Annotated in this window: 20 protein-coding genes; 5 read left to right on the top strand and 15 right to left on the bottom strand. The window is 69.9% G+C overall.

What is annotated here, in order from left to right:
* Positions 1–17: 17 nt before the first annotated feature.
* Entirely contained in the window at positions 18–1103 is a 1086-nt protein-coding gene (locus G4X40_RS16500; RefSeq protein ID WP_277834006.1) for a CaiB/BaiF CoA transferase family protein, read from the bottom strand.
* 2 nt (positions 1104–1105) lie between these two features.
* Complete coding sequence (locus G4X40_RS16495; RefSeq protein ID WP_277834003.1) at positions 1106–2248, bottom strand: acyl-CoA dehydrogenase family protein; 1143 nt, start codon at positions 2246–2248, stop codon at positions 1106–1108.
* Between the two features lie 167 nt (positions 2249–2415).
* Between G4X40_RS16495 and G4X40_RS16490 the strand changes: the two genes are divergently transcribed.
* Positions 2416–3441, top strand: coding sequence for an AraC family transcriptional regulator (locus G4X40_RS16490; RefSeq protein WP_277834002.1), 1026 nt, complete (start codon positions 2416–2418; stop codon positions 3439–3441).
* Here the strand turns inward: G4X40_RS16490 and G4X40_RS16485 are convergent.
* Positions 3401–4336, bottom strand: a complete 936-nt coding sequence (locus tag G4X40_RS16485; protein ID WP_277834001.1) for a LysR family transcriptional regulator — start codon at positions 4334–4336, stop codon at positions 3401–3403. The genes G4X40_RS16490 and G4X40_RS16485 overlap by 41 nt on opposite strands.
* 111 nt (positions 4337–4447) lie before the next feature.
* On the opposite strand from G4X40_RS16485, the gene G4X40_RS16480 reads away from it, so the two are divergent.
* Positions 4448–4873 carry a carboxymuconolactone decarboxylase family protein gene (locus tag G4X40_RS16480; protein ID WP_277833999.1) on the top strand — a complete coding sequence of 142 codons (426 nt, stop codon included), beginning with the start codon at positions 4448–4450 and terminating at the stop codon, positions 4871–4873.
* Between the two features lie 61 nt (positions 4874–4934).
* On the opposite strand, the gene G4X40_RS16475 is transcribed toward G4X40_RS16480, so the two are convergent.
* Together G4X40_RS16475 and G4X40_RS16470 are read right to left on the bottom strand one after the other, a co-directional pair.
* Positions 4935–5576, bottom strand: coding sequence for a hemerythrin domain-containing protein (locus G4X40_RS16475; protein ID WP_277833997.1), 642 nt, complete (start codon positions 5574–5576; stop codon positions 4935–4937).
* A gap of 3 nt (positions 5577–5579) precedes the next feature.
* Positions 5580–6041 carry a carboxymuconolactone decarboxylase family protein gene (locus G4X40_RS16470; RefSeq protein ID WP_277833996.1) on the bottom strand — a complete coding sequence of 154 codons (462 nt, stop codon included), beginning with the start codon at positions 6039–6041 and terminating at the stop codon, positions 5580–5582.
* A gap of 181 nt (positions 6042–6222) precedes the next feature.
* Here G4X40_RS16470 and G4X40_RS16465 point away from each other — a divergent pair, with 181 nt between their 5' ends.
* Complete coding sequence (locus G4X40_RS16465; RefSeq protein WP_277833995.1) at positions 6223–7110, top strand: LysR family transcriptional regulator; 888 nt, start codon at positions 6223–6225, stop codon at positions 7108–7110.
* Positions 7111–7137: 27 nt separating this feature from the next.
* On the opposite strand, the gene G4X40_RS16460 is transcribed toward G4X40_RS16465, so the two are convergent.
* Complete coding sequence (locus G4X40_RS16460) at positions 7138–7671, bottom strand: DUF779 domain-containing protein (RefSeq protein WP_408642236.1); 534 nt, start codon at positions 7669–7671, stop codon at positions 7138–7140.
* A 16-nt stretch (positions 7672–7687) separates the two neighbouring features.
* Positions 7688–9211, bottom strand: a complete 1524-nt coding sequence (gene adh, locus G4X40_RS16455; RefSeq protein WP_277833993.1) for an aldehyde dehydrogenase — start codon at positions 9209–9211, stop codon at positions 7688–7690.
* A gap of 247 nt (positions 9212–9458) precedes the next feature.
* Here adh and G4X40_RS16450 point away from each other — a divergent pair, with 247 nt between their 5' ends.
* Positions 9459–10934: a DHA2 family efflux MFS transporter permease subunit gene (locus G4X40_RS16450; protein WP_277833990.1), complete on the top strand. Its 1476-nt coding sequence runs from the start codon at positions 9459–9461 to the stop codon at positions 10932–10934.
* 30 nt (positions 10935–10964) lie between these two features.
* Here G4X40_RS16450 and mftF read toward each other — a convergent pair whose 3' ends face one another.
* The 8 genes from mftF to mftA all read right to left on the bottom strand — a co-directional run bounded on the left by mftF (position 10965) and on the right by mftA (position 19786).
* The gene (gene mftF / locus G4X40_RS16445; protein WP_277833989.1) at positions 10965–12359 is read right to left on the bottom strand and encodes a mycofactocin biosynthesis glycosyltransferase MftF; all 1395 of its coding nucleotides are present in this window, start codon (positions 12357–12359) and stop codon (positions 10965–10967) included.
* Positions 12356–13039: a mycofactocin biosynthesis peptidyl-dipeptidase MftE gene (gene mftE / locus G4X40_RS16440; RefSeq protein WP_277833988.1), complete on the bottom strand. Its 684-nt coding sequence runs from the start codon at positions 13037–13039 to the stop codon at positions 12356–12358. The genes mftF and mftE overlap by 4 nt, the downstream gene beginning before the upstream one ends.
* On the bottom strand, positions 13036–14997 hold the full coding sequence (locus G4X40_RS16435) for a mycofactocin system FadH/OYE family oxidoreductase 2 (protein ID WP_277833986.1): 1962 nt from the start codon (positions 14995–14997) through the stop codon (positions 13036–13038). The genes mftE and G4X40_RS16435 overlap by 4 nt, the downstream gene beginning before the upstream one ends.
* Positions 14994–16889, bottom strand: coding sequence for a mycofactocin system FadH/OYE family oxidoreductase 1 (locus G4X40_RS16430; RefSeq protein ID WP_277833984.1), 1896 nt, complete (start codon positions 16887–16889; stop codon positions 14994–14996). Before G4X40_RS16430 ends, G4X40_RS16435 begins: the two co-directional genes overlap by 4 nt.
* Positions 16890–16898: 9 nt before the next feature.
* Positions 16899–18077 carry a pre-mycofactocin synthase MftD gene (mftD, locus tag G4X40_RS16425; RefSeq protein ID WP_277833982.1) on the bottom strand — a complete coding sequence of 393 codons (1179 nt, stop codon included), beginning with the start codon at positions 18075–18077 and terminating at the stop codon, positions 16899–16901.
* 35 nt (positions 18078–18112) lie between these two features.
* Complete coding sequence (mftC, locus tag G4X40_RS16420) at positions 18113–19330, bottom strand: mycofactocin radical SAM maturase (protein ID WP_277833980.1); 1218 nt, start codon at positions 19328–19330, stop codon at positions 18113–18115.
* Between the two features lie 64 nt (positions 19331–19394).
* Entirely contained in the window at positions 19395–19679 is a 285-nt protein-coding gene (gene mftB / locus G4X40_RS16415; protein WP_277833978.1) for a mycofactocin biosynthesis chaperone MftB, read from the bottom strand.
* 2 nt (positions 19680–19681) lie between these two features.
* Entirely contained in the window at positions 19682–19786 is a 105-nt protein-coding gene (gene mftA, locus G4X40_RS16410) for a mycofactocin precursor MftA (RefSeq protein WP_277833976.1), read from the bottom strand.
* Positions 19787–19894: 108 nt separating this feature from the next.
* Here mftA and mftR point away from each other — a divergent pair, with 108 nt between their 5' ends.
* Complete coding sequence (mftR, locus tag G4X40_RS16405) at positions 19895–20500, top strand: mycofactocin system transcriptional regulator (protein ID WP_277833974.1); 606 nt, start codon at positions 19895–19897, stop codon at positions 20498–20500.
* Positions 20501–20517: the final 17 nt, after the last annotated feature.

Raw genomic sequence — 20517 nt, 5'->3', positions numbered from 1 at the left:
CGAGAGAGTACTAATTCTCACCAGCCGAGCTGATCGCGCGGCGTCGACTCCTGCGGCGGCAGGCCGGGCGGCGCGGCCGGGGTGCGAGAGAACCGCGGGGCGGGCGCAGCCTGCATCGTCCCGCCGACGTCGGTGAGCGTGCCGCGGGCACGCAGGTGCTCGTTGTCCGGCGCCTCGGCCATCGTCAGCACCGGTGTCACACAGGCGTCGACGTCGGCGAACACCTTCGTCCACTCGTCGCGGGTGCGGGTCGCGAACCGCTGCGCGAACAGCTCCCGCAGCTCGGACCAACGGGACTGGTCGAGGTAGAACGGCAGTTCCTCTGGATCCTCGAACCCGAGGCCCTCGAGCAACTGGGCGTAGAACTGCGGCTCGATCGAGCCGACCGCCATGTACCCGCCATCCGCGCATTCGTAGACCCGGTAGAACGGGGCACCGCCGTCGAGCATGTTCGCCTCGCGCCGGTCGTGCCACATGCCCGCGCCGCGCAGCGACCACGACATCTGCGCGAGCGCACTAACGCCGTCGACCATCGCCGCGTCGACCACCTGACCCAGCCCGGACCGCTGCCGTTCGAACAGCGCCGACAGGATGCCGACGACCAGGAACATCGATCCGCCGCCGAAGTCGGCGGCCAGGTTCAGCGGCGGAACCGGCGGCTCGCCGTCGCGGCCGATCGTGCTGAGGATGCCCGTCAGACCGAGATAGTTGATGTCGTGACCGGCGCGCTGCGCCATCGGCCCGTCCTGCCCCCACCCGGTCATCCGGGCGTAGATCAGCCGCGGATTGCGGGCCGCGCACACGTCCGGTCCGATCCCGAGCCGCTCGCATACGCCGGGCCGGAAGCCCTCCAGCAACACGTCCGCCGACTCGACGAGGTCGAGCAGCGCGTCCTTCTCCGCCTTGATGTCCAGGTCGACGACGCGGCGCCCGCGCAGCAGCACGTCCTGGTCCTCGGCCGGCAGCACCAGGCCGCCGGGGCGGCGCACGCGGACCACGTCGGCGCCCAGGTCGCCGAGCACCATGCCCGCGTGCGGTCCCGGCCCGATGCCGCCGAGTTCGAGGACGCGCAGCCCGGCGAGCGGGCCCTTCGATTCAGCCATCACTACATCCCCAACCCGCGGCCGATGATCTCCTTCATGATCTCGGTGGTGCCGCCGTAGATCGTCTGCACCCGCGAGTCGAGATACGCCTTCGCGACCGGGTATTCGCGCATGTAGCCGTAGCCACCGTGCAGCTGCAGGCACCGGTCGATGAGCGCGACCTGCTTCTCGGTGGTCCACCACTTGGCCATGGCGGCCTCTTCGATGGTCAGGTTCGACTCGTTCAGTGCCTCGATGCAGCGGTCGACGAAGATGCGCGCGATCTTGGTCTCGGTGGCCAGCTCGGCCATGACGAACCGGGTGTTCTGGAAGGTGCCGATGCTGCGGCCGAAGGCCTTGCGGTCGCGGCAGTACTCGACGGTCTTGGCCAGCACCGACTCCATCGCCGCGGCGGCGACCACCGCGATCGACAGCCGCTCCTGCGGCAGGTTCTGCATCAGGTAGACGAAGCCCATCCCCTCCTCGCCGAGCAGGTTCTCGGCGGGCACCCGGACATCACTGAAGCTCAGCTCCGCGGTGTCCTGCGCCTTCATGCCGACCTTGTCGAGGTTGCGGCCCCGCTCGAAGCCGGGCATGCCGCGCTCGACGACGAACAGCGAGAAACCCTGCGCGCCCTTGTCGGGGTCGGTCTGCGCGACGACGATGACCAGGTCGGCGTTGATGCCGTTGGTGATGAACGTCTTGGCGCCGTTGAGGATCCAGTCGCTGCCGTCGCGTTTGGCGTTGGTCTTGATGCCCTGCAGGTCCGAGCCGGTGCCGGGCTCGGTCATCGCGATCGCGGTAATCAGCTCGCCACTGCAGAAGCCGGGGAACCAGCGCTGCTTCTGCTCGTCGGTGGCGAGCTTGCGCAGGTACGGCTCGACGACGTCGTTGTGCAGCGTGAAGCCGATGCCGCTGAACCCGCCCTTGGTGGTCTCCTCGTCGATGATCGCGTTGTAGCGGAAGTCCTTGACCCCGCCGCCACCGAAGTCCTCGTCCATCGACATGCCCAGGAAGCCGTGCTTGCCGGCTTCGATCCACACGTCGCGGTCGACGATGTTCTGCTCCTCCCACCGGTCGTGGTGCGGGGCGACGTGCTCGGCGAGAAAGCTGCGGTACGAGTCGCGGAAGAGGGTGTGATCGCTATCGAAGAGGGTGCGCTCCATGAAGCAGGCTCCAGTCACGAGAAGGCCAGATGACAGACTTGTCTGCAACCGACGGTAACGCTCGTCACAGTGGTCGGAGTAGGACCGAACTGAGCACGGTCCATGACCGGATCGGACGCTGCCTACAGTGAAAGCCGTACCGATCATGTGGACGGGAGGAACCCGCGGTGGCCGCACCCGCCATCCCCATCAGCTTTGTGACACGGCTGCTGGACGTGACCGCCCGGCAGGGCGACGACCTGGACCCGGCGCTGGCCGCCGCCGCGATCGACCGTGCCCAGTTGCTCGACCCGGCGGCGCGGCTGACCAGCGAGCAGATGGCCCGTTTCGTCCAGGTCGGCTGGGAGATCACCGACGACGAACTGTTCGGGCTGGGGCTCGCGCCGGTGCCTCGCGGCACCTTCCAGCTGTTGTGTTTCGCGTTGATCCACGCCCCCGACCTGGGCACCGCCTGGCGGCGGATGGCCGGGTTCCTGCCGGCGCTGCCGTCGTCGTCGCCGGTGAAGATGACCTTCGGCGACGAGCGGGTGCGCATTGAGTTCGACACCCGTGGCATGCGCACCGTCGACGAGACCACCGAGTTGGTGTGTGACTTCGGCCTGATGGTGATCCACCGGTTCGCGGCGTGGCTGATCGGTCAGCGGATCCGGCCACTCGCCGTCGAACTGCCCTACGTCGATCCCGATCCGGTCATGGCGGCCGCCTACACCGCGATGTTCGGGGTGCCGGTGGACTTCGCCCGTCCGGTCGCCGCGGTCGAGTTCGACACGGCACTGCTCGACTGCCCGATCGTGCAGGACGAGGAGACCCTCACCGACTATCTGCGGCACTCCCCCGGACGGCTGTTCGCCGAACGCGACTACGACACCGGGGTGTCCGCGCGGGTGCGCAAGCTGCTCGAGACCGGCCTGCAGACCGACCCCGAGTCCGGCTCGCGGGGACGCTTCGCCAGTGCCGCGACCATCGCCGCGCGGCTGTCGATCAGCGAACCGCACCTGCGCCGCCTGCTGCGCCAGGAGGGCACCACGATCAACCAGCTGCGCGAGGAGGTGCTGCGCGACAAGGCCATCGCCGCCCTCATGCGCGGCGACTCGGTCGAGCACATCTCGGACAGGCTGGGCTTCTCCGAGCCAAGTGCGTTCCGCCGGGCGTTCAAACGCTGGACCGGGCGGCCGCCTGGGGCGTATCGGTAGGAGGGTTTCGTCCTTCGACGACGTCGGCCAGGACCTCGCGAAAGCGCTCGACGAGCGGGCTGCGGTCCGCGGCCCGCCCGACGAGGTGGAGGGTGGTGCGCGTGCCGGCCAGGTCGCGTGGGACGACACCGACGCGGCGCAGGGCCCGATGCGACTGCGACATGACCGCACCGCCGAAACCCGCAGCGACCAGGGCCAGGACCGTCTGCACGCTGCGTCCCTCCGCGCCGATCCGTGGCACGACGCCCGCCCGCGCGCACAGCGCGTAGATCTCGTCGTGTGACTGCGGAGAGACGTCACGAGGCCACAGCACCAGCGGGATCCGCCCCAGTTCTGTCAGGGGCGCCGGACCTCGGCTGCCTGCGAGGGGGTGTCCCTCGGGCAGGAAGAACGTCAGCGGCTCGTGCCACCACTCCTGCGCCACCAGGCGCGCATCGCGCAGCGGCAGTCGCTGGACCGCCATGTCGAAGCGGCCGTCCAGTACCCCCTGCGACATCTCGGTGTCGCTGAAGCTCTCCTCCAGTCGCAGCGCCACCCGAGGCAGTTCGCGCCGGACGCGACCGAGCGCGGCGCCCAGTGGTCCGTTGATGCCGGAGCCGGCGAAGGCCACGGTGAGCTGTCCGCTGCGGCCTTCGGCCGCGAACCGGACGTCCTCGACAGCGGCCTCGGCCGCGGCGAGCAATGCGGTGGACCGGCGCACGAGCGCGGCCCCAGCGTCTGTGGGCGTGAGGTGACGGCCGTCCCGCTCGAAGAGTTCGACACCCAATCGCCGTTCGAGGTCTTTGAGCTGGCGGCTGAGGGTGGGCTGGGTGACGCCGAGGCGTCGGGCAGCGCCACTGACCCCGCCCTCCTCTGCCACGGCCACGATGTAGCCGAGGAGCCGAAGCTCCAGCATCAATGCCTCCTGAGCATGGAACCCATACCTTCCGAAGCCTAATAGGCGTAGCGGCTCCGGCGCCGGGAGAACCTTGGTCCATCCCGAACCCACGACTCGAAGGAGCCCGCCATGACCACCACCCAGACCCCCGCCGCCTCCCGCGCCGACCGCTACACCGACGGAATGGAGGTCCTGCGGCGGATCGACGGCGAGGCCGGCCGACGGATCGTCGATACGCTGGCCGACATCTCGCCGGAGTTGGGGCACCAGGTGGTCGCGTGGGCCTTCGGCGACATGTACGCCCGTCCCGAACTCGTGGCGCGCGAGCGCCAGTTGGTGACCCTCGGCGTGCTGGCGGCGCTGGGCGGATGCGAGATCGAGCTGGAGGTCCACATCAACGCCGCGCTGAACGTGGGCCTGACGCCGGTGGAGGTGGCGGAGGCCCTGCTGCACTCGGCGGTGTACTGCGGAATGCCACGTGCGATCAACGCGACGCTGGTGGCGAAGAAGGTGTTCGCGGACCGCGGACTACTCCCGGTCTCCAACATCGCGTGACTCGCTCGGATGGCCCGCGGCGCCTGGCACCGCGGGCCATCAGAGGATTCTTCATCGGCTCCTAGGCCGCCGCCCCCACACCCCAACGATCCAGCGCCCGGTAGGCCGGAACCCAGGTGGCCGCGTAGGCCTCGCGCGCCGGCTCCGGCAGCGGCGCGAGCATGGTCGCGACGGTCCGCTCGTCCGCCCCGTCGAGCAACCACGGCAGCAGTCGTGGCGCGTCCGGGCCGATGCGCTGGGCGTGCGTCTGCCCGAAGTGGGCCCACTGCTCGGGGGTGACCTCACGCTGGATCAGCGGCAGTGCCACGTCCTCCTCGTGCCGGAGGTGGCCGGTCAGACCGGTCACCAGGGCGTCCACCAGTTCGCCGATGTGTCCGGGATTCGCAGCAGCGTCCACGGTCGCGGCGTCGATGGCCGCGATGAGCGGGTCGATGGCGGCATGTTCGGCTGCCATCGCCTCCACCAGCGCCGAGTCCTGGGCATGCCCGGCGAGGTTGTCGCGGAGAGCCGGCCACAGCGCGTCGTCCTCGGCGGTGTGGTGGATGTGCAACGCCTGCTTGAACAACTGCCAGCCCGCCGAGGTCGCGAGGATCCGCTTCGGGTCCAGATCGGAGCTGGTGGTGATCCGGTCCAGGTGGGTCAGTTCGCGGCGCAGCGCGTCGTGCATCGCATACATCGCGGTCAGATCGATGGCGTCACTCATGGTTCAGCTCCAGTCGGTGCCGGCGGGCTCGCGCACGGTGGCGTTCATGCGGTTGAACATGTTGGTGAGGCCGATCAACAGGATCAGCGCGGAGATCTGCTTCTCGTCGTAGTACGACGTGACCCGGTCCCACAGCTCGTCCGACACGGCGTCGGTGGAACGGTCGGCCAGGCGGGTGGCCACCTCGGCGAGTTCGAGCGCGGCGCGCTCCGCGTCGTCGAAGTAGGGCGCCTCACGCCAGGCTGCCACGGTCGCGGCACGGTCCTCGGACACGCCGGTCTTGCGCAGATTCTGGGTGTGCGCGTGCACGCAGGCGGAGCAGCCGTTGATCTGACTGATCCGCAGCGCCACGATCTCCTGGAACTCGTGGGGGACGTCGCCGGTGTTGACGGCCTTGATGATGTTCCCGATGCCCTTCATGGCGTCGGAGAGGACGTAGGCGGGGTTCTTCATTCGTGCTTCCATGTCTTCAGCCTCGCGGCGGTCCTCATCCCGATCAACGACTGATTCGGCGATCATCGATCAACGTGACTGATCGAACCGGGCCCGGCGTCGCCGCCGGATCGACAAGCCGCACGTACCACTGCAACAACGGTTTACGCTTCCCGGGACGCGGGCCGAATGCCCGCCGAGCGATAGGGGACCCATGGAGCTACGGGAGATCGAGATCTTCCTGACGCTGGCCGAGGAGTTGCACTTCGGTCGCACGGCCGAACGGCTGCACATCTCCCAAGCCCTGGTCAGTCACTCGATCCGCAAGCAGGAACGCCGGATCGGCGCACCGCTGTTCGCGCGCACGAGCCGGGTGGTCCGCCTCACCGAGGTCGGCCGGCAGCTGTACGCCGATCTGCAGCCGGTCTATCGCGGCCTCCACGAGTCGTTGGAACGCGCGCGCCTGACAGCGCGCGGAATCACGGCCAGACTGCGGGTGGGCATGATGCCCTTCAACGTCCAAGAGCTACATCACCATTGGCGCGCGTTCCGCGCAGCACATCCCCGGTGGGAGCTCCAGGTCCGGCTGGCACGCTACGACGACCCCTTCGGCCAACTGCGCCGGGGTGACTTCGACGTCCTCGTGGCCTGGCTGCCCGTGGAGGAACCGGATCTGACCGTGGGCCCGACGTTGCTCACCGATTCGCGCGTCCTCGCGGTGTCCGAAGATCACCCGCTGGCCCCACGGGGTTCCGCGCCGATCGAGACGCTGGGCGATTTCCCGGTCGCAGGCGCCAAACTAAACCTGGACTACTGGGAAGACGCCATGCTGCCGTTCGCCACGAGGCGGGGCCGGCCGGTCGAACGGCTCATCAGCGTCACCCACTCCGACGACCTGATCACCGCGGTCGGCATGGGCGAGATCGTCATGCCGTTTCCCAGCCTCGTTACCAGGTACTGGGCCGCATCGGACATCCGCTATCTGCCGATGCCCGATCTGCCGGCCCTACGGTATGCACTGATCTGGCGCAGTGAGGCCGAGAACGACGCGATCCGGGCGCTTGCCGACACCGTCCGATCGGTCGGGACCATCGAGTGCTGACGCGAGAGACGAGTTGATCCGTCCCCCTCACCTCGCCGGCGGCACCGGACACGCATCAGCCGCCTCGGCGACGACGGTCGGCCCGGACGGAACCGGCAGCGGCGCACCGGAATCCACGTCCGCGCCGGTCAACGGCACCGCCTCGGCCAGCGCGGTCAGTTCCGCGCCGTCGAATGCTCTTCCGCGGGAGAGGAACCGCAGCCCCTCGGGTGCCTCGAGGCTGAATCCGGAACCGCGACCGGGCACCACGTCGAGTACCAGTTGGGTGTGCTTCCACGCCTCGAACTGCGGTCCGGAGATCCACACCGCGACCGCGTCGTCGCCGGCGGGCAACGCGGACCGGACCTGCCCGACCTCCAGGGAGAGGTCGAGCAGGCCCAGCAGCACGTCCCGGTCGCCGACGATGAACTCGCCGTCCGGATAGCACATCGGGGACGACCCGTCACAGCAGCCGCCGGACTGGTGCATCATCAGCGCCCCGTTCGCGTTTCGCAGCTTCCGCAGCAGGTCCATCGCGGCGGCGGTCGCGACCACGCGCGGCGGGTCCCGCGGAGGCTGCATCATTTGCGCGGGTCCATCAGAAGAATCCCTGCGCCTTCGCCGCGTACGACACCAGGAGGTTCTTGGTCTGCTGGTAGTGGTCGAGCATCATGCGGTGGTTCTCCCTCCCGATGCCGGACTGCTTGTAGCCGCCGAACGCCGCGTGCGCCGGGTACTGGTGGTAGGTGTTCGTCCACACCCGGCCGGCCTTGATGTCGCGGCCCGCGCGGTAGGCGGTGGTGCCGTTGCGCGACCACACGCCGGCGCCGAGGCCGTAGAGGGTGTCGTTGGCGAGGCGAATCGCATCGTCGTAGTCGCGGAACGACGTCACCGACACCACCGGGCCGAAGATCTCCTCCTGGAAGATCCGCATGTTGTTCTCGCCGGCGAAGATCGTCGGCTGCACGTAGTAGCCGCCGGACAGGTCGCCGCCGAGGTCGGCGCGCTCGCCGCCGGTGATGATCTGCGCACCCTCGCCCTTGCCGATCTCGAGGTAGGACAGGATCTTCTCGAGCTGGTCATTGGACGCCTGCGCGCCGATCATCGTCTCGGTGTCCAGCGGATCGCCCTGGCGGATCGCCTTGGTGCGCACCGCCGCCAGCGACAGGAAGTCGTCGAAGATCGAGGACTGGATCAGCGCACGCGACGGGCAGGTGCACACCTCGCCCTGGTTGAGCGCGAACATCGTGAAGCCCTCGAGCGCCTTGTCCTGGAAGTCGTCGGGCGCGGCGAGCACGTCCTCGAAGAACACGTTGGGGCTCTTGCCGCCGAGCTCGAGGGTGACCGGGATCAGGTTCTGCGACGCGTACTGCATGATCAGCCGGCCGGTGGTGGTCTCGCCGGTGAACGCGATCTTCGCGATGCGGTTGCTCGACGCGAGCGGCTTGCCGGCCTCGGTGCCGAACCCGTTGACGATGTTGACGACGCCGGGTGGGAGGAGGTCGCCGATGATGCTCATCAGGTAGAGCACCGAGGCGGGCGTCTGCTCGGCGGGCTTCATCACGACCGCGTTGCCGGCGGCCAGTGCGGGTGCGAGCTTCCAGGTGGCCATGAGGATCGGGAAGTTCCACGGGATGATCTGGCCGACCACGCCGAGCGGCTCGTGGAAGTGGTAGGCGACGGTGTCCTCGTCAATCTGCGAGAGCGAGCCCTCCTGGGCGCGGATCGCCCCGGCGAAGTAGCGGAAATGGTCGACCGCCAGCGGGATGTCCGCGTTCAGGGACTCGCGGATCGGCTTGCCGTTGTCCCACGACTCGGCGAGCGCGATCGACTCGAGGTTCTCGGCGATGCGATCGGCGATCTTGTTGAGGATCACCGCACGTTCGGCGGGCGAGGTCATGCCCCAGGCCGGCGCGGCGGCGTGCGCGGCGTCGAGCGCCAGTTCGACGTCCTCGGCGGTCGAGCGGGCGACCTCGCAGAACGTCTGCCCCGTGACCGGGGACGGGTTCTCGAAATACCGGCCCTTGACCGGGGCGACCCACTGCCCACCGATCCAGTTGTCGTACCGGGACTGGAAGGCCATCGCGGCGCCGGCGGTACCGGGGCGCTGAAAAACCGTCATCACGAGCTCCTCGTTGCTGGTCTGCGTCGTCACTCACCGGTCTACCCGGGTGTGACGCAGAACACCAGCGATCGCAGCGGCGCGTCGTCCGTCGGCGCAGCACACGGGTGACCGAATCGGCGACCAGATGGCAGGGTCCGAACGACGGAAAGCCGTTGCGCGCGCATAGATTTTGTGGCCTCAGAACAGTGCGTTCACACTGGTCCCCCAACCTCCGATCAACCTTCCACAAGGGGAGACGTCTGCGATGAACTCACCGGAATCCACAGCGGGCCTTACTGTTCGACCGCCCACCACCAAGCCCTGGTCGGCGCTCGCCGCCGTCTGCGTGGGCTTCTTCATGATCATGGTCGACAGCACGATCGTTGCGGTGGCGACGCCGGCACTGATGGCAGGTCTCGGGGCCGACGTGAACGCCGCAGTGTGGGTGACGAGCGCCTATCTGCTCGCCTTCGCGGTGCCGCTGTTGTTCACCGGCCGGCTCGGCGACCAGTTCGGGCCCAAGAACCTGTACATGGTCGGACTTGCGGTGTTCACCGTCGCCTCCGTGGCCTGCGGCCTGTCCGGCAGCATCACGATGTTGATCGCGGCGCGGGCGCTGCAGGGTGCGGGGGCGGCCTTGCTCACGCCCCAGACGATGACCGTGATCACCCGGGTGTTCCCCGCCGACAAGCGCGGGTCCGCGATGGGTGTGTGGGGATCGGTTGTCGGGGTCGCACTCCTGGTCGGCCCGATTGTCGGCGGCCTGCTCACCGACGCGTTGGGCTGGCAGTTCATCTTCTTCATCAACATCCCCGTCGGCATCGCCGCGCTCGCCATGGCGTCACGATTCGTCCCGACGTTGCCGACCACGCCGCACCGCTTCGACGTGGTCGGGATCGCGCTGAGCGCAGTCGGCATGTTCGCCTTGGTGTTCGGGATCCAGCAGGGACAGGCGTACCACTGGAACTCGACCGTGTGGGCGTCGATCGGATGCGGGATCGCCGCGCTCGCCCTGTTCGTATGGGGCCAGTGGCGCACCACCGGCGAGCCACTCGTCCCGCTGACACTGTTCGCCGACCGCAACTTCTCCCTGTCCACGATCGCGGTCGTCGCGGCCGGCTTCGCGATCACCGGCATGACACTGCCCCTGATGCTGTTCGCGCAGGAGGTCGAGGGACTCACCTCGACGCGAGCGGCGTTGCTCCTCCTGCCCATGGCGGTGCTCTCCGCAGTCCTCGCGCCGTTCGCCGGCCGCCTGGTCGACCACGCTCATCCGCGGTACATCGCCGGGTTCGGCATCCTCTGCTTCGCGGCCGCGTTGCTGTGGTTCGCGGCGGTGATGCGCCCCGGCCTTGCGATCTGGGAACTCCTGTTGCCGATGGCCCTGTTGGGGGTGGCGAACGCGTTCATCTGGGCACCGCTGTCCGCGACCGCGACCCACAACCTGCCGGACAACCAGGCGGGAGCCGGATCGGGTGTCTACAACACCGCCCGCCAGATCGGCGGAGTGCTCGGCAGCGCCGGCGTCGGTGCCGTGATGCAGTCCAGACTCTCTGCGAACCTGACGACGGGAGCGCCGCACAACACCCCGGGATACGCCACCGCCATGGGGCAGTCGCTGCTGCTGCCGGTCGCAGTCCTGGCTATCGGCGTCCTGGCCGCAGCCATGTTCGCTCGCCCCTCGCGCGGTGTTGCTCATCTCGCAGACACCACTGCGCCCGAGTCCGTCCGTGTCCGGTGAACCACGAAAGGCACCCCGTCCGGCCGGTGCTCACTCGATGATCGGCCGCAGCGCCGCGGCGCTGCGCGCCCGGACCACACCCACCCACAGCCCAGTTCCGTAGGCGACGTCGTCGAGCCGCTTGGCTACCACGTAGCGCACCGGATCCATCCGTCCCGGGCCGTCGTGGGTGACCCAGTCCGCGACGCCCTCGGCGACCGCGACCGCGACCAACGTCCGGCGGGCGCGCCGCGAGCAGCAGGCGGCGACCACCGCGACAGGCCAGTAGTGCCGGCACGCCGCACCCGCGAACTGCCATGCCGCCGCACCCAGGCCCATCGCGATCAGCCGCGCCGACGACCGGGCCGGATGACGCAGCCCGCGCAACGTCTTGGTCAGCCGCACGCCGGCGGCCGTCGACACCCCCGCTGCCCCGACCGCACCGGTGCGGGTACCGGTGCTCAGCAGGGCCGCCGCCCCCGCGGACCACGGCGACAGCACCATCGGCGGAACCCTCCCCGGGTGCCGCTCGGCCAGCGGCGCCGCGCCCTGACCGTAAAAGACCTTGCGCCCGAACCACTTACGGAAGACGACTCGATGCTCGTGGGCGACCTGCGCGGCGGGCTCGTAGCGCAGTCGCCACCCGTGTTCACGCAGTCGCCAGCACAGGTCGACGTCCTCTGCGACCGTCATCGCCTCGTCGAACGCCACCTGCCCGACCATCTCGCGCCGCACCAGCATGGCCGCGCTGGGCACGTACGCGATACGCGAGCGCGACTCGACCGGCCCGGGTCGCGGCCCCAGGTCCAGCGACGACCGCAGCTCCTCGTAGCGGGCGAGCCACCCTCGCGGGTCGCCCATCCCGACGATGCGCGGCGCCACCAGCGCCACGGTCGGGTCGGCGAAGTGCGCGCTCGCCACAGCCAGCCAGCCGGGCCGAGGCACCACGTCCGAGTCCAGGAACGCCACGAACTCAGTGGTCGCATGCGCCATTCCGAGGTTTCGTGCCGCCGCCGGACCGCCACTCTCGGGCCGGCGGAGCACCACCGCGCCCGGCGCCCGCACCGGGACCGCGGACCCGTCGTCGACGACGATCACCGGCAGGTCGCCGAGCGTGGCGAGCAACCGGTCGACGCCGGCCTGGTTGTCCTTGACCGGGATCACCACGGTCACTGCGGAACCCGTTACGGTGTCGTCCGACCGTGGCACCGGGTGGGCGATGCCGGCGTCGAGCAGCCGCCGTGCCAGGCCGGCCGTCACCGCGTCGCGCACGCGCAGCTCTCCGCCCGCGAGCAGGTCGACGGCCTTGGGCGCCAGCCTCAACAGCCGGGTCGGCGAACCTCCGAGCAGCGCGGCACCGTCGTCGAGGCGGCGCACCTTCTCGTCGAGCCGGACGGTGAAGCCGTCGGGCAGCCGCTCCTGCGTTCCTGCGTCATCGGTGCTCATCGCAGCATGCCGGTCGCGTCGGGCGCCCAACGGTCCAGGCACGTGCGCAGATCGTCGGTCAGGGTCGCGAACAACGCGGCGCCCTCGGCTGTGTCGGCCCCGGCCGGATCACCGAGCACGCCGTTGGCACTGACCGCGGCGACACCGCCCTCGCGCAGGCTCGGCCACAGCTCCCGCATCGGCCGGGTGTCCCCAGCCTCGGCACGCTCGAGCCGCACGGTCTCCGGTGCCAGGTACAGCAGCAGCGAGGTCTCGGTGCGGCCGGCGTGCGCGTCGCCACCCGGCACCCGCGGCGCCCACCAGGCGACGTCCCGGCCCTCGTACCGCAGGCGCCGCACGGCTTCGGCAAGCGTGGGGTTGTTGCCGCCGTGGCCGTTGACGAACAGCACCCGCCCGGCCCAGTCCGAGGCGGAGCGGCACATCTCGAGCAGGACCAGGTACAGGGTCTCCGCGCCGATCGAGACGGTGCCGGCGAATCCCTGGTGTTCACCGCTGGATCCGTAGGCGACGGCCGGGGCGAGCAGGCCGGCTTCCAGCGCCTCGGCCAGCGCGCAGGCGATGCGGGTGTCGGTGTCCAGTGGCAGGTGCGGGCCGTGCTGTTCGAGCGACCCGACCGGCACGACGATCAGCGGCCGCTCCCCCAACTCTGTCCAGCGCTGCACGCCCAGCGGTTCGGTCACAGCGCCACCGCCGCGCGGTGGCCTTCGATCACCGCGGCGTGCGCGCGGCGCGGGGTGAGCGCATCGCCGATGCGGTGCACCTCGATGTCGCTGCCGCGCAGCTGCATCCACAATTCGTCGACAGGGTCCTGATGGGTCGCGCCCACGACCCAGTCCACGACGCAGGTCTCGCGACCGCCGGTCGGGTGATGCAGCAGTTCCACCGTCAGTTGCCCCTCGCCGCCGCATTGCCCGACCCCGACCGGCACCACGTCGGTCACCTGCTCGATGCCCTTCTCGTGTGCCCGCATCTGCCAGCCCTCCATGTCCAAGGTGATGCCGAGGTCCTGCCCGACCGTCATGGCGCCGGTGCACACCGTGACCGCCGCGCCGCGGTCCGCCAGCCACTCGGCGACCGAGGTGGCCTGGTGGAAACCCAACTCGTCGACGACCAGCACGCGGCCGGTCGGTGCGCACCGGTCCTCGAGCACGTCGCGGACGTCGACGACCCGCTCGCTCACGCCGGCCCACTGCGGCCGGCGCGGCCGCGCGCCGGTCGCGACGATCACCGACTCCGCACCCCCGGACTCGACCATCTCCGCGGTGACGTCGACGCCCAGTTCGATGACGACTCCCCTTCGGCGGCACTCGGATTCGAGATTGCGGGTCAGCTCGGCGAACTCGCCGCGGTACGGGGCGCGGGCGGCGGCTCGCACCTGGCCGCCGAGGACGCGGTCGCGCTCGTACAGGGTCACCCGGTGGCCGCGTTCGGCGGCGGTCGCGGCGGCCTGCAGCCCGGCGGGTCCCCCGCCGATCACCCACACGTCTTTCACCCGCCGGGTCGGATCCGGCAGCACAACCGACTCGCGCCCGGCCCGCGGGTTCACCAGGCACCCGAGCCAGCGGTTCAATCCCATCCTTCCGACGCATTCCTGATTGCAGGACAAGCAGTTTCGGACCGAGGACACCTCATCCGCGCGCGCCTTGGCCACGAAGTCGGGGTCGGCGATCTGCCCGCGCACCACCCCGACCAGATCGCAGTGCCCCTCGGCCAGCGCCTGCTCCGCCTGCTCCGCGTCCTTGAACCGCCCGATGCCGACCACCGGCAGATCGACCGCGTCCCGGATCGCCGAGGGGATGTAGAGCGCGTAGCCCTTCGGCACCGCCATCGACGCCTCGATCAGGTGCAGGCTGGCGGTCGCCATGCCGATCGAGGTGTTCAGGTAGTCGACGTGGCCCGACGCCTCGATCAGCCGGGCCGTCGCCGTCGCCTCGTCGAGCACGATCCCGCCGTCGATACGCTCGTCGCCGCTGAGCCGGACGCCGAGGATCCGGTCGGGACCGAGCTCGGCGCGCATCGCGCCGAGTACCTCGAGCAGCAGCCGGGCCCGGCCCTCGAGGTCTCCGCCGTACTCGTCGGTGCGACGGTTGGTGCCACGCGCCAGGAACCCGCGCATCAGCGACGAATGCGAGCACTGCAGCTCCACTCCGTCGAATCCACCTGCGACGCAATGCCGCGCAACCGTCGCATACCCGTCGACGATCTCGGCGATCTCGTGACGTTCGACGGCCTTGGGTACCTCGCGGAACAGCGGATCGGGCACGGCGCTCGGTGCCCACAGCGGGCGCCGCGAGTACATCCCGGTGCCCTGACCGCCGTTGTGGTTGACCTGCGCCAGGACCGTCGCCCCGTGCGCGTGCACGGCGCCGGTGATACGCCGGTATCCGTCGACGACCTCGGGCCGGTAGCCCTGGATCATCTTCTCGTACGGCCAGTCGGTCGGGTGGGTGCACTGCTCTTCGGTGATGATCAGCCCGGCCCCGCCCGCGGCCCGCGCCTGGTAGTAGGCGACGTGCTGCTCGGTCGGCAGACCGCCGCGCGCGTAGTTGGTCAGGTGGGCGGCGAAGACCACCCGGTTGCGCAGGGTCACCGGCCCCAGCCGAAACGAACTGAACAGTCGCGGGTAGCGCTCGCTCATCGCCCGGCCGCCTCGAGTGCCGCGCGGCGGCCCTCCCGGATCGCCTCGGCGACCGTCCGCGGCGCCACGCAGTCACCGGCCCGGACCGTCCCGGGACGCTGCAGGTACAGCGTCTCGTCGGGCAGTCGCGCCGAGCAGTCGACGAGGACGGCGCAGCGGATTGCGCTGCGCTCGCCGGTGAACCGGTTCTCCAGCACCGCGGTCCCGCCGGTGAGCTCCCGCAGCACGAAGGACTGGTGGCGGTCGATACCGGCGCGCTGTAACCGCACGTTCGCGTCCACGAAGTCCCCGGTGGGCGCGAGCAATCGGCCGACGACCTGGTCGACGGTCGCGATCGACACGGCACCACCGTGCGCGTGCAGAAACTCGGTCACGGCCACCGCGACCGGCCCGCCGACCGGATCCCACACCAGTACCGGCCCGGCGAGATCCTCGGCGCCGAGCACCTCGGCCGCCCCCAGCACCCGCACGGAGCCGTCGTCCGGGATCTCCAGCGGCCGTGGCGAACTCCCGGTGGTCACCACAACGGCTGCACCGTCGCCCGCGGCGGCGTCGAGGTCCGCGGCGGTCACAGCCGTCCCGGTCTCGATGCGCACGCCGAGGCGGCGGCACTCGTCTTCGAGCCAGCCGACCAGCTCGCTCAGGTCACGTGCCGCAGCCAAGCGGCGGACCATGCCGCCGAGCCGTGGCGACCGCTCGACCAGTCGGGCGCTGCGCCCGGCGGCGGCCAGCACCCGCGCGGCCTCCAGCCCGGCCGGTCCGCCGCCGACAATCAGCGCCGGGCCCGCGGACCGCCCCGGCGGAACCTCCTCGGATTCGTATCCGGCGCCGGGGTTTCCTATACAGGTCACGACCGGGTTGCGCGGGTCGCGGACCAGGCAGGTCTGGTTGCAGCGCACGCACGGTCGCGGTCGTCGCCCGGTGCGGGACTTGACCACCAGGTCGGGGTCGGCGATCTGGGCGCGGGTCATCTCCACCAGGTCGGCGACGCCCGCATCGAGAGACCGCTGGGCCATCTCGATTTCGGTCACGCTGCCCTGCAGCACCACCGCGGCGGCGCCGCCGACGGCATCCCGGATCCGTCGGCACAGTTCGATGTTGAAGCCCTCGACGGTGTGCAGGTCGGGCCGGTACGCGGCCACCGACATCGGCCCGCCGCGCACGACGGTCAGCAGGTCGAGCCACGGCGCCAGCGCGGCGGCATGTGCAGTTCCGTCTTCCGGGGTGATGCCGGCCCACGGGGCGAGTTCATCGCAGCTCAGCCGCAGCGCGAGGATCCGGTCGGGGCCGAGCACCTCGCGCACCGCCGCCAGTACGCGCCGGGCCAGCAGTAGCCGGTCGACGCCGTACTCGTCCGCGCGGATGTTGGTCAGCCCGGAGTGGAACTGGCGCAGCAACCCGGTCGGGCCGGCGTCGAGTTCCACGCCGTCGACGTCCGCGGACACCGCCGACCGCGCCGCAACGGCGAAACCGTCGACCACGGCGTCGATCTCGGCCGGTTCCATCGCCATCGGCAGTTCCCGCGACGACGGGTCCGGCACCCTCGACGGCCCCCACAGCGCCGACTGATGGAAGGCGCTCGAGCCCTGGCCGCCGGTGTGGCCGAGTCCGGCCAGCACCAGCGTGCCGTGTGGTCGGCACGCCTCGACCGTCGCCGCCCAGCCGTCGGCGCAGCGTGAGGCCAGCGGCGCCCGCTCGTAGGGCCAATCGCTCTCGTGCACCGAGGCGTGCTCGGTGACGATGATCCCGGCGCCGCCACGGGCGCGCCGCGCGTAGTAGTGCACCGACCGCGCCGAGAGGGCGCGGTCGGTGCACAGGTTGGTCTCGTGGGGGCCGAACACCACGCGCGAACACGCGGAGCGCGACCCGACCACGAACGGATCGGTGAGCATCCGGACGGTCTAGACGCCCAGCGCCCGCTCGAATCCCTCGGGGATGATCAGATCCTTGCGGCTGAGCTCGTCGACCGAGGTGTGGCCGAGGCCGAGCACCGCCGAGTCGACTCCGCCGCGCAGGATGTCGAGCACGTTCTCGACGCCTGCCTGACCGTTCGCGGCCAGGCCCCACAGGTAGGCGCGGCCGATCATCACGGCCCGGGCGCCGAGTGCCAGCGCCTTGACCACGTCGCCGCCGCGACGGATGCCACCGTCGAGCACGACCTCGATCTGGCTGCCCACCGCCGAGGCGATGGCCGGCAGCGCACGGATCGGCGCCGGGGTGCCGTCGAGGTTGTTGCCGCCGTGGTTGGACACCGAGATCGCGGTGACGCCGGCGTCCACCGCGCGCTTGGCGTCGTCGACCCGCATGACGCCCTTGAGCATGAACGGGCCGTCCCACTGCTCGCGCAGCCAGGCGACGTCCTCCCACGTCGGCAGCGGCGTCTGCATCCACTGCCCGTAGGCGCCGAAGAAGGTCGGCGCCGCGCCGCCGTCGGCGGGGGCGAGGTTCGGGGTGGTCAGGTCCGGGATCTTGCCGGACTTGGCGAACTTGAGCAGCCAGTTCGGGTGCAGCGCGCCCTGCAGCGCGTTCTTGCGCATGGCGTCGAAGTCCATCTTCTCCGGGATCGCCGGGCTGCCCCAGTCGCGACCGTTGGAGAACGACCAGTCGAGCGTCATGATCAGTCCGACCGCGCCGGCCTTCTTGGCACGCTCCATCCGGTGCAGCAGCTCGTCTCGGGTGCCGACCCAATACATCTGGAAGAAGGTCTGCGGGTTCGCCGGCACGACCTCCTCGATCGCCTTGCTGGCGAACGAACTCAGGCCCATCGCGACGCCGCGGGCGGCCGCGGCACGGGCGACGGCGACCTCACCCTCGGGGTCGACCGCCTGCACACCGGTCGGCGAGATCATCACCGGGAAGGACAGCGGCTGCCCCATCACCGAGGTCTCCAGCTTGCGCTCGTCGGACAGCCCCGCGACGTGCGGTGCGAACCCGAGCTCGGAGAAGGCCGCCACGTTGTCGTCGGTGGTCAGGCCCTTCTCGGAGCCCGCGACCAGTGCCATGTACACCGGCTTCGGCAGGTGCTTCTTGGCGCGCCGCTGCGCCTCGGCAACGGTCTCGAACCAGGCATTCTTTGCCATCGTTTTCCCTCTATTCAGACCCGCTGTGCGGGTAGTCAGTTCAAGCCCGCAAGCGGGTTTTCATCACAGATCTTGGCCGGGGGCCGGGTCAGCAGGGTCAGCGGCACGGGCGCCTGCGGGGTGCGGCGCTCGGCGCGCTTGCCGGTGCGGGAGTGGTCGACGTGCGACTTCGGGACGCTGCGGTCCGCCGCGAGGGCCGACTCGCCGTAGCCCTGCACGCACTCCGGGTCCGGGCCGTCCATCGGCAGCCCGGTGAAGAACTTCGCCGCCATGCAGCCGCCGCGGCAGGAGTCGTAGTGGTCGCACTTGCTGCAGGCGCCACCGGTCTGCGGCGAGCGCAGCTCGGTGAAGAGGTCGGAGTGCTTCCACACATTCTCGAACCCGTTGTCGGCCACAATGTTCCCGGCCAGGAACTGCTCGTGGATCGCGAACGGGCAGGCGTAGACGTCGCCGACCGGGTCGATCAGGCAGACCACGCGGCCGGCGCCGCACAGGTTCAGGCCGGGCAGCGCGTCGCCGTAGGCGGACAGGTGGAAGAACGAGTCGCCGGTGAGCACGCCCTCGCCGTTCGCGACGAGCCAGTTGTAAAGCTCGCGCTGCTGCTCCTGCGTCGGGTGCAGCTCGTCCCACACGTCGGCGCCGCGACCCGACGGGCGCAGGCGGGTGATCCGCAGGGTGGCGCCGAAGCGGTCGGCGAGCGCCTTGAACTCGTCGAGCTGGCTGACGTTCTCGCGGGTCACGACGACGGAGATCTTCGCGTCCTTGAAGCCGGCTGCGGACAGGTTCTCCAGCGCGCGCACGGCCATGTCGAACGACCCCGGTCCGCGGACCGCGTCGTTGACCTCGGCGGTCGCGCCGTCGAGCGAGATCTGCACGTCGACGTAGTCGGACGCGGCCAGGCGGGCGGCGACCTTCTCGTCGATCCGCACGCCGTTGGTGGAGAACTTCACGCCCACCTGGTGGTCGGTCGCATAGTCGACCAGTTCCCAGAAGTCCGAGCGCACGGTCGGCTCGCCGCCGCCGATGTTCACGTAGAAGACCTGCATCTTCTGCAGTTCGTCGATGATCGACTTGCACTGCTCGGTGGTGAGCTCGCGCGGATCGCGCTTGCCCGACGACGACAGGCAGTGCACGCAGGACAGGTTGCAGGCGTAGGTCAGCTCCCAGGTCAGGCAGATCGGAGCATCCAGCCCCAGCTCGAACTGATCGACGAGCCGACCGACCGGCTTGGGCGGTTCCAGTACAGAGGTCATGGGTGTGTCCTCGGAAGTATCGGGATTCCGGGCGGAATCGGGTGGCGGTCGGGCGGGTCTGGAGCTATTCGTCGCGGACCAGCATGTGCGACTGCGCCAGGGTGGCGAGCGCGCGGACGTAGATCGACGAGTTCGAGTCGTCCACGTCGGCGGCCAGGCAGGCCGCGCGTGCATCAGGATGTTCGGGCAACGACTGCACCAACGACACCATCTTCTTGTTCTTGAGGAACGAGAGCTTGCGGGTGCCGAAGTGGTAGAGCAGCGCCCCGAACGGCTCGGGGCGCAGCGCCACCTGCGGGTGCAGTCGCCACCGGGCATCGAGCTCGAACCCGGAGGCGACGGCACTCATGATCAGTAGACCCCGCACATGCCGTCGATCGAGACTTCCTCGATCAACGATTCCTCGACAACCGCATCCTGCGCGGCGTCAACGGGGGCGTCGTGACGGTCGGACATGAGTTACCTCCCTCGAGATGGTGCAAGCCACATTCCAGGACTGCCGTGACTGCACCCTCGACTGTAACGGCATCGAGTGCATAATTGAACAGGTAGGAGGAAATCGTCATGTCAGCAGTCCCGAGAGAGGCCGGCCGCGCGGGTCGGCGCCCCGTGACGAGCACCGACCGGATCAGCGCGGCCGCCATCGAGTTGTTCGCGGAGCAGGGTTTCGAGGACACCAGCGTCGACCAGATCGCCGAGGCCGCGCACATCGGCCGGCGCACGTTCTTCCGCTATTTCCCGTCCAAGAACGCGGTGCCCTGGGGCGACTTCGACGCGCACCTGTCGCTGATGCGCGCCGAACTCGCCGCGACGCCGGCCGGCGCTCCGCTCGGCGAGGCGCTGCGCGCGGCGCTGCTGAACTTCAACACCTATCCGCCGGGCGAGGAACGCGCCCATCGCCGGCGGATGACGCTGATCCTGGGTGCGCCGTCGCTGCAGGCGTATTCGATGCTCATGTACACCGGCTGGCGACAGGTGATCGCCGACTACGTGGGCGACCGGATGGGCGTCGACCCGCGCGGGCACGTGCCGCAGACGGTCGCGTGGATGCTGCTCGGGGTCGCGCTCGCCGCCTACGAGCAGTGGCTGATCGACGAGTCGGCGGATCTGCTCGATCTGCTCGACGCGGGTGCGCGCACACTGACGGGCGGACTCGCCGCGTTCGGGTGACACCGACCGGAGTCGAT

Origin of the sequence: Speluncibacter jeojiensis, assembly GCF_029589495.1 — a bacterium.
GTDB lineage: Bacteria > Actinomycetota > Actinomycetes > Mycobacteriales > Mycobacteriaceae > Speluncibacter > Speluncibacter jeojiensis.
The sequence above is the reverse complement of the archived record's forward strand: the minus strand, read 5'-3'. Positions and strand labels throughout refer to the sequence as shown.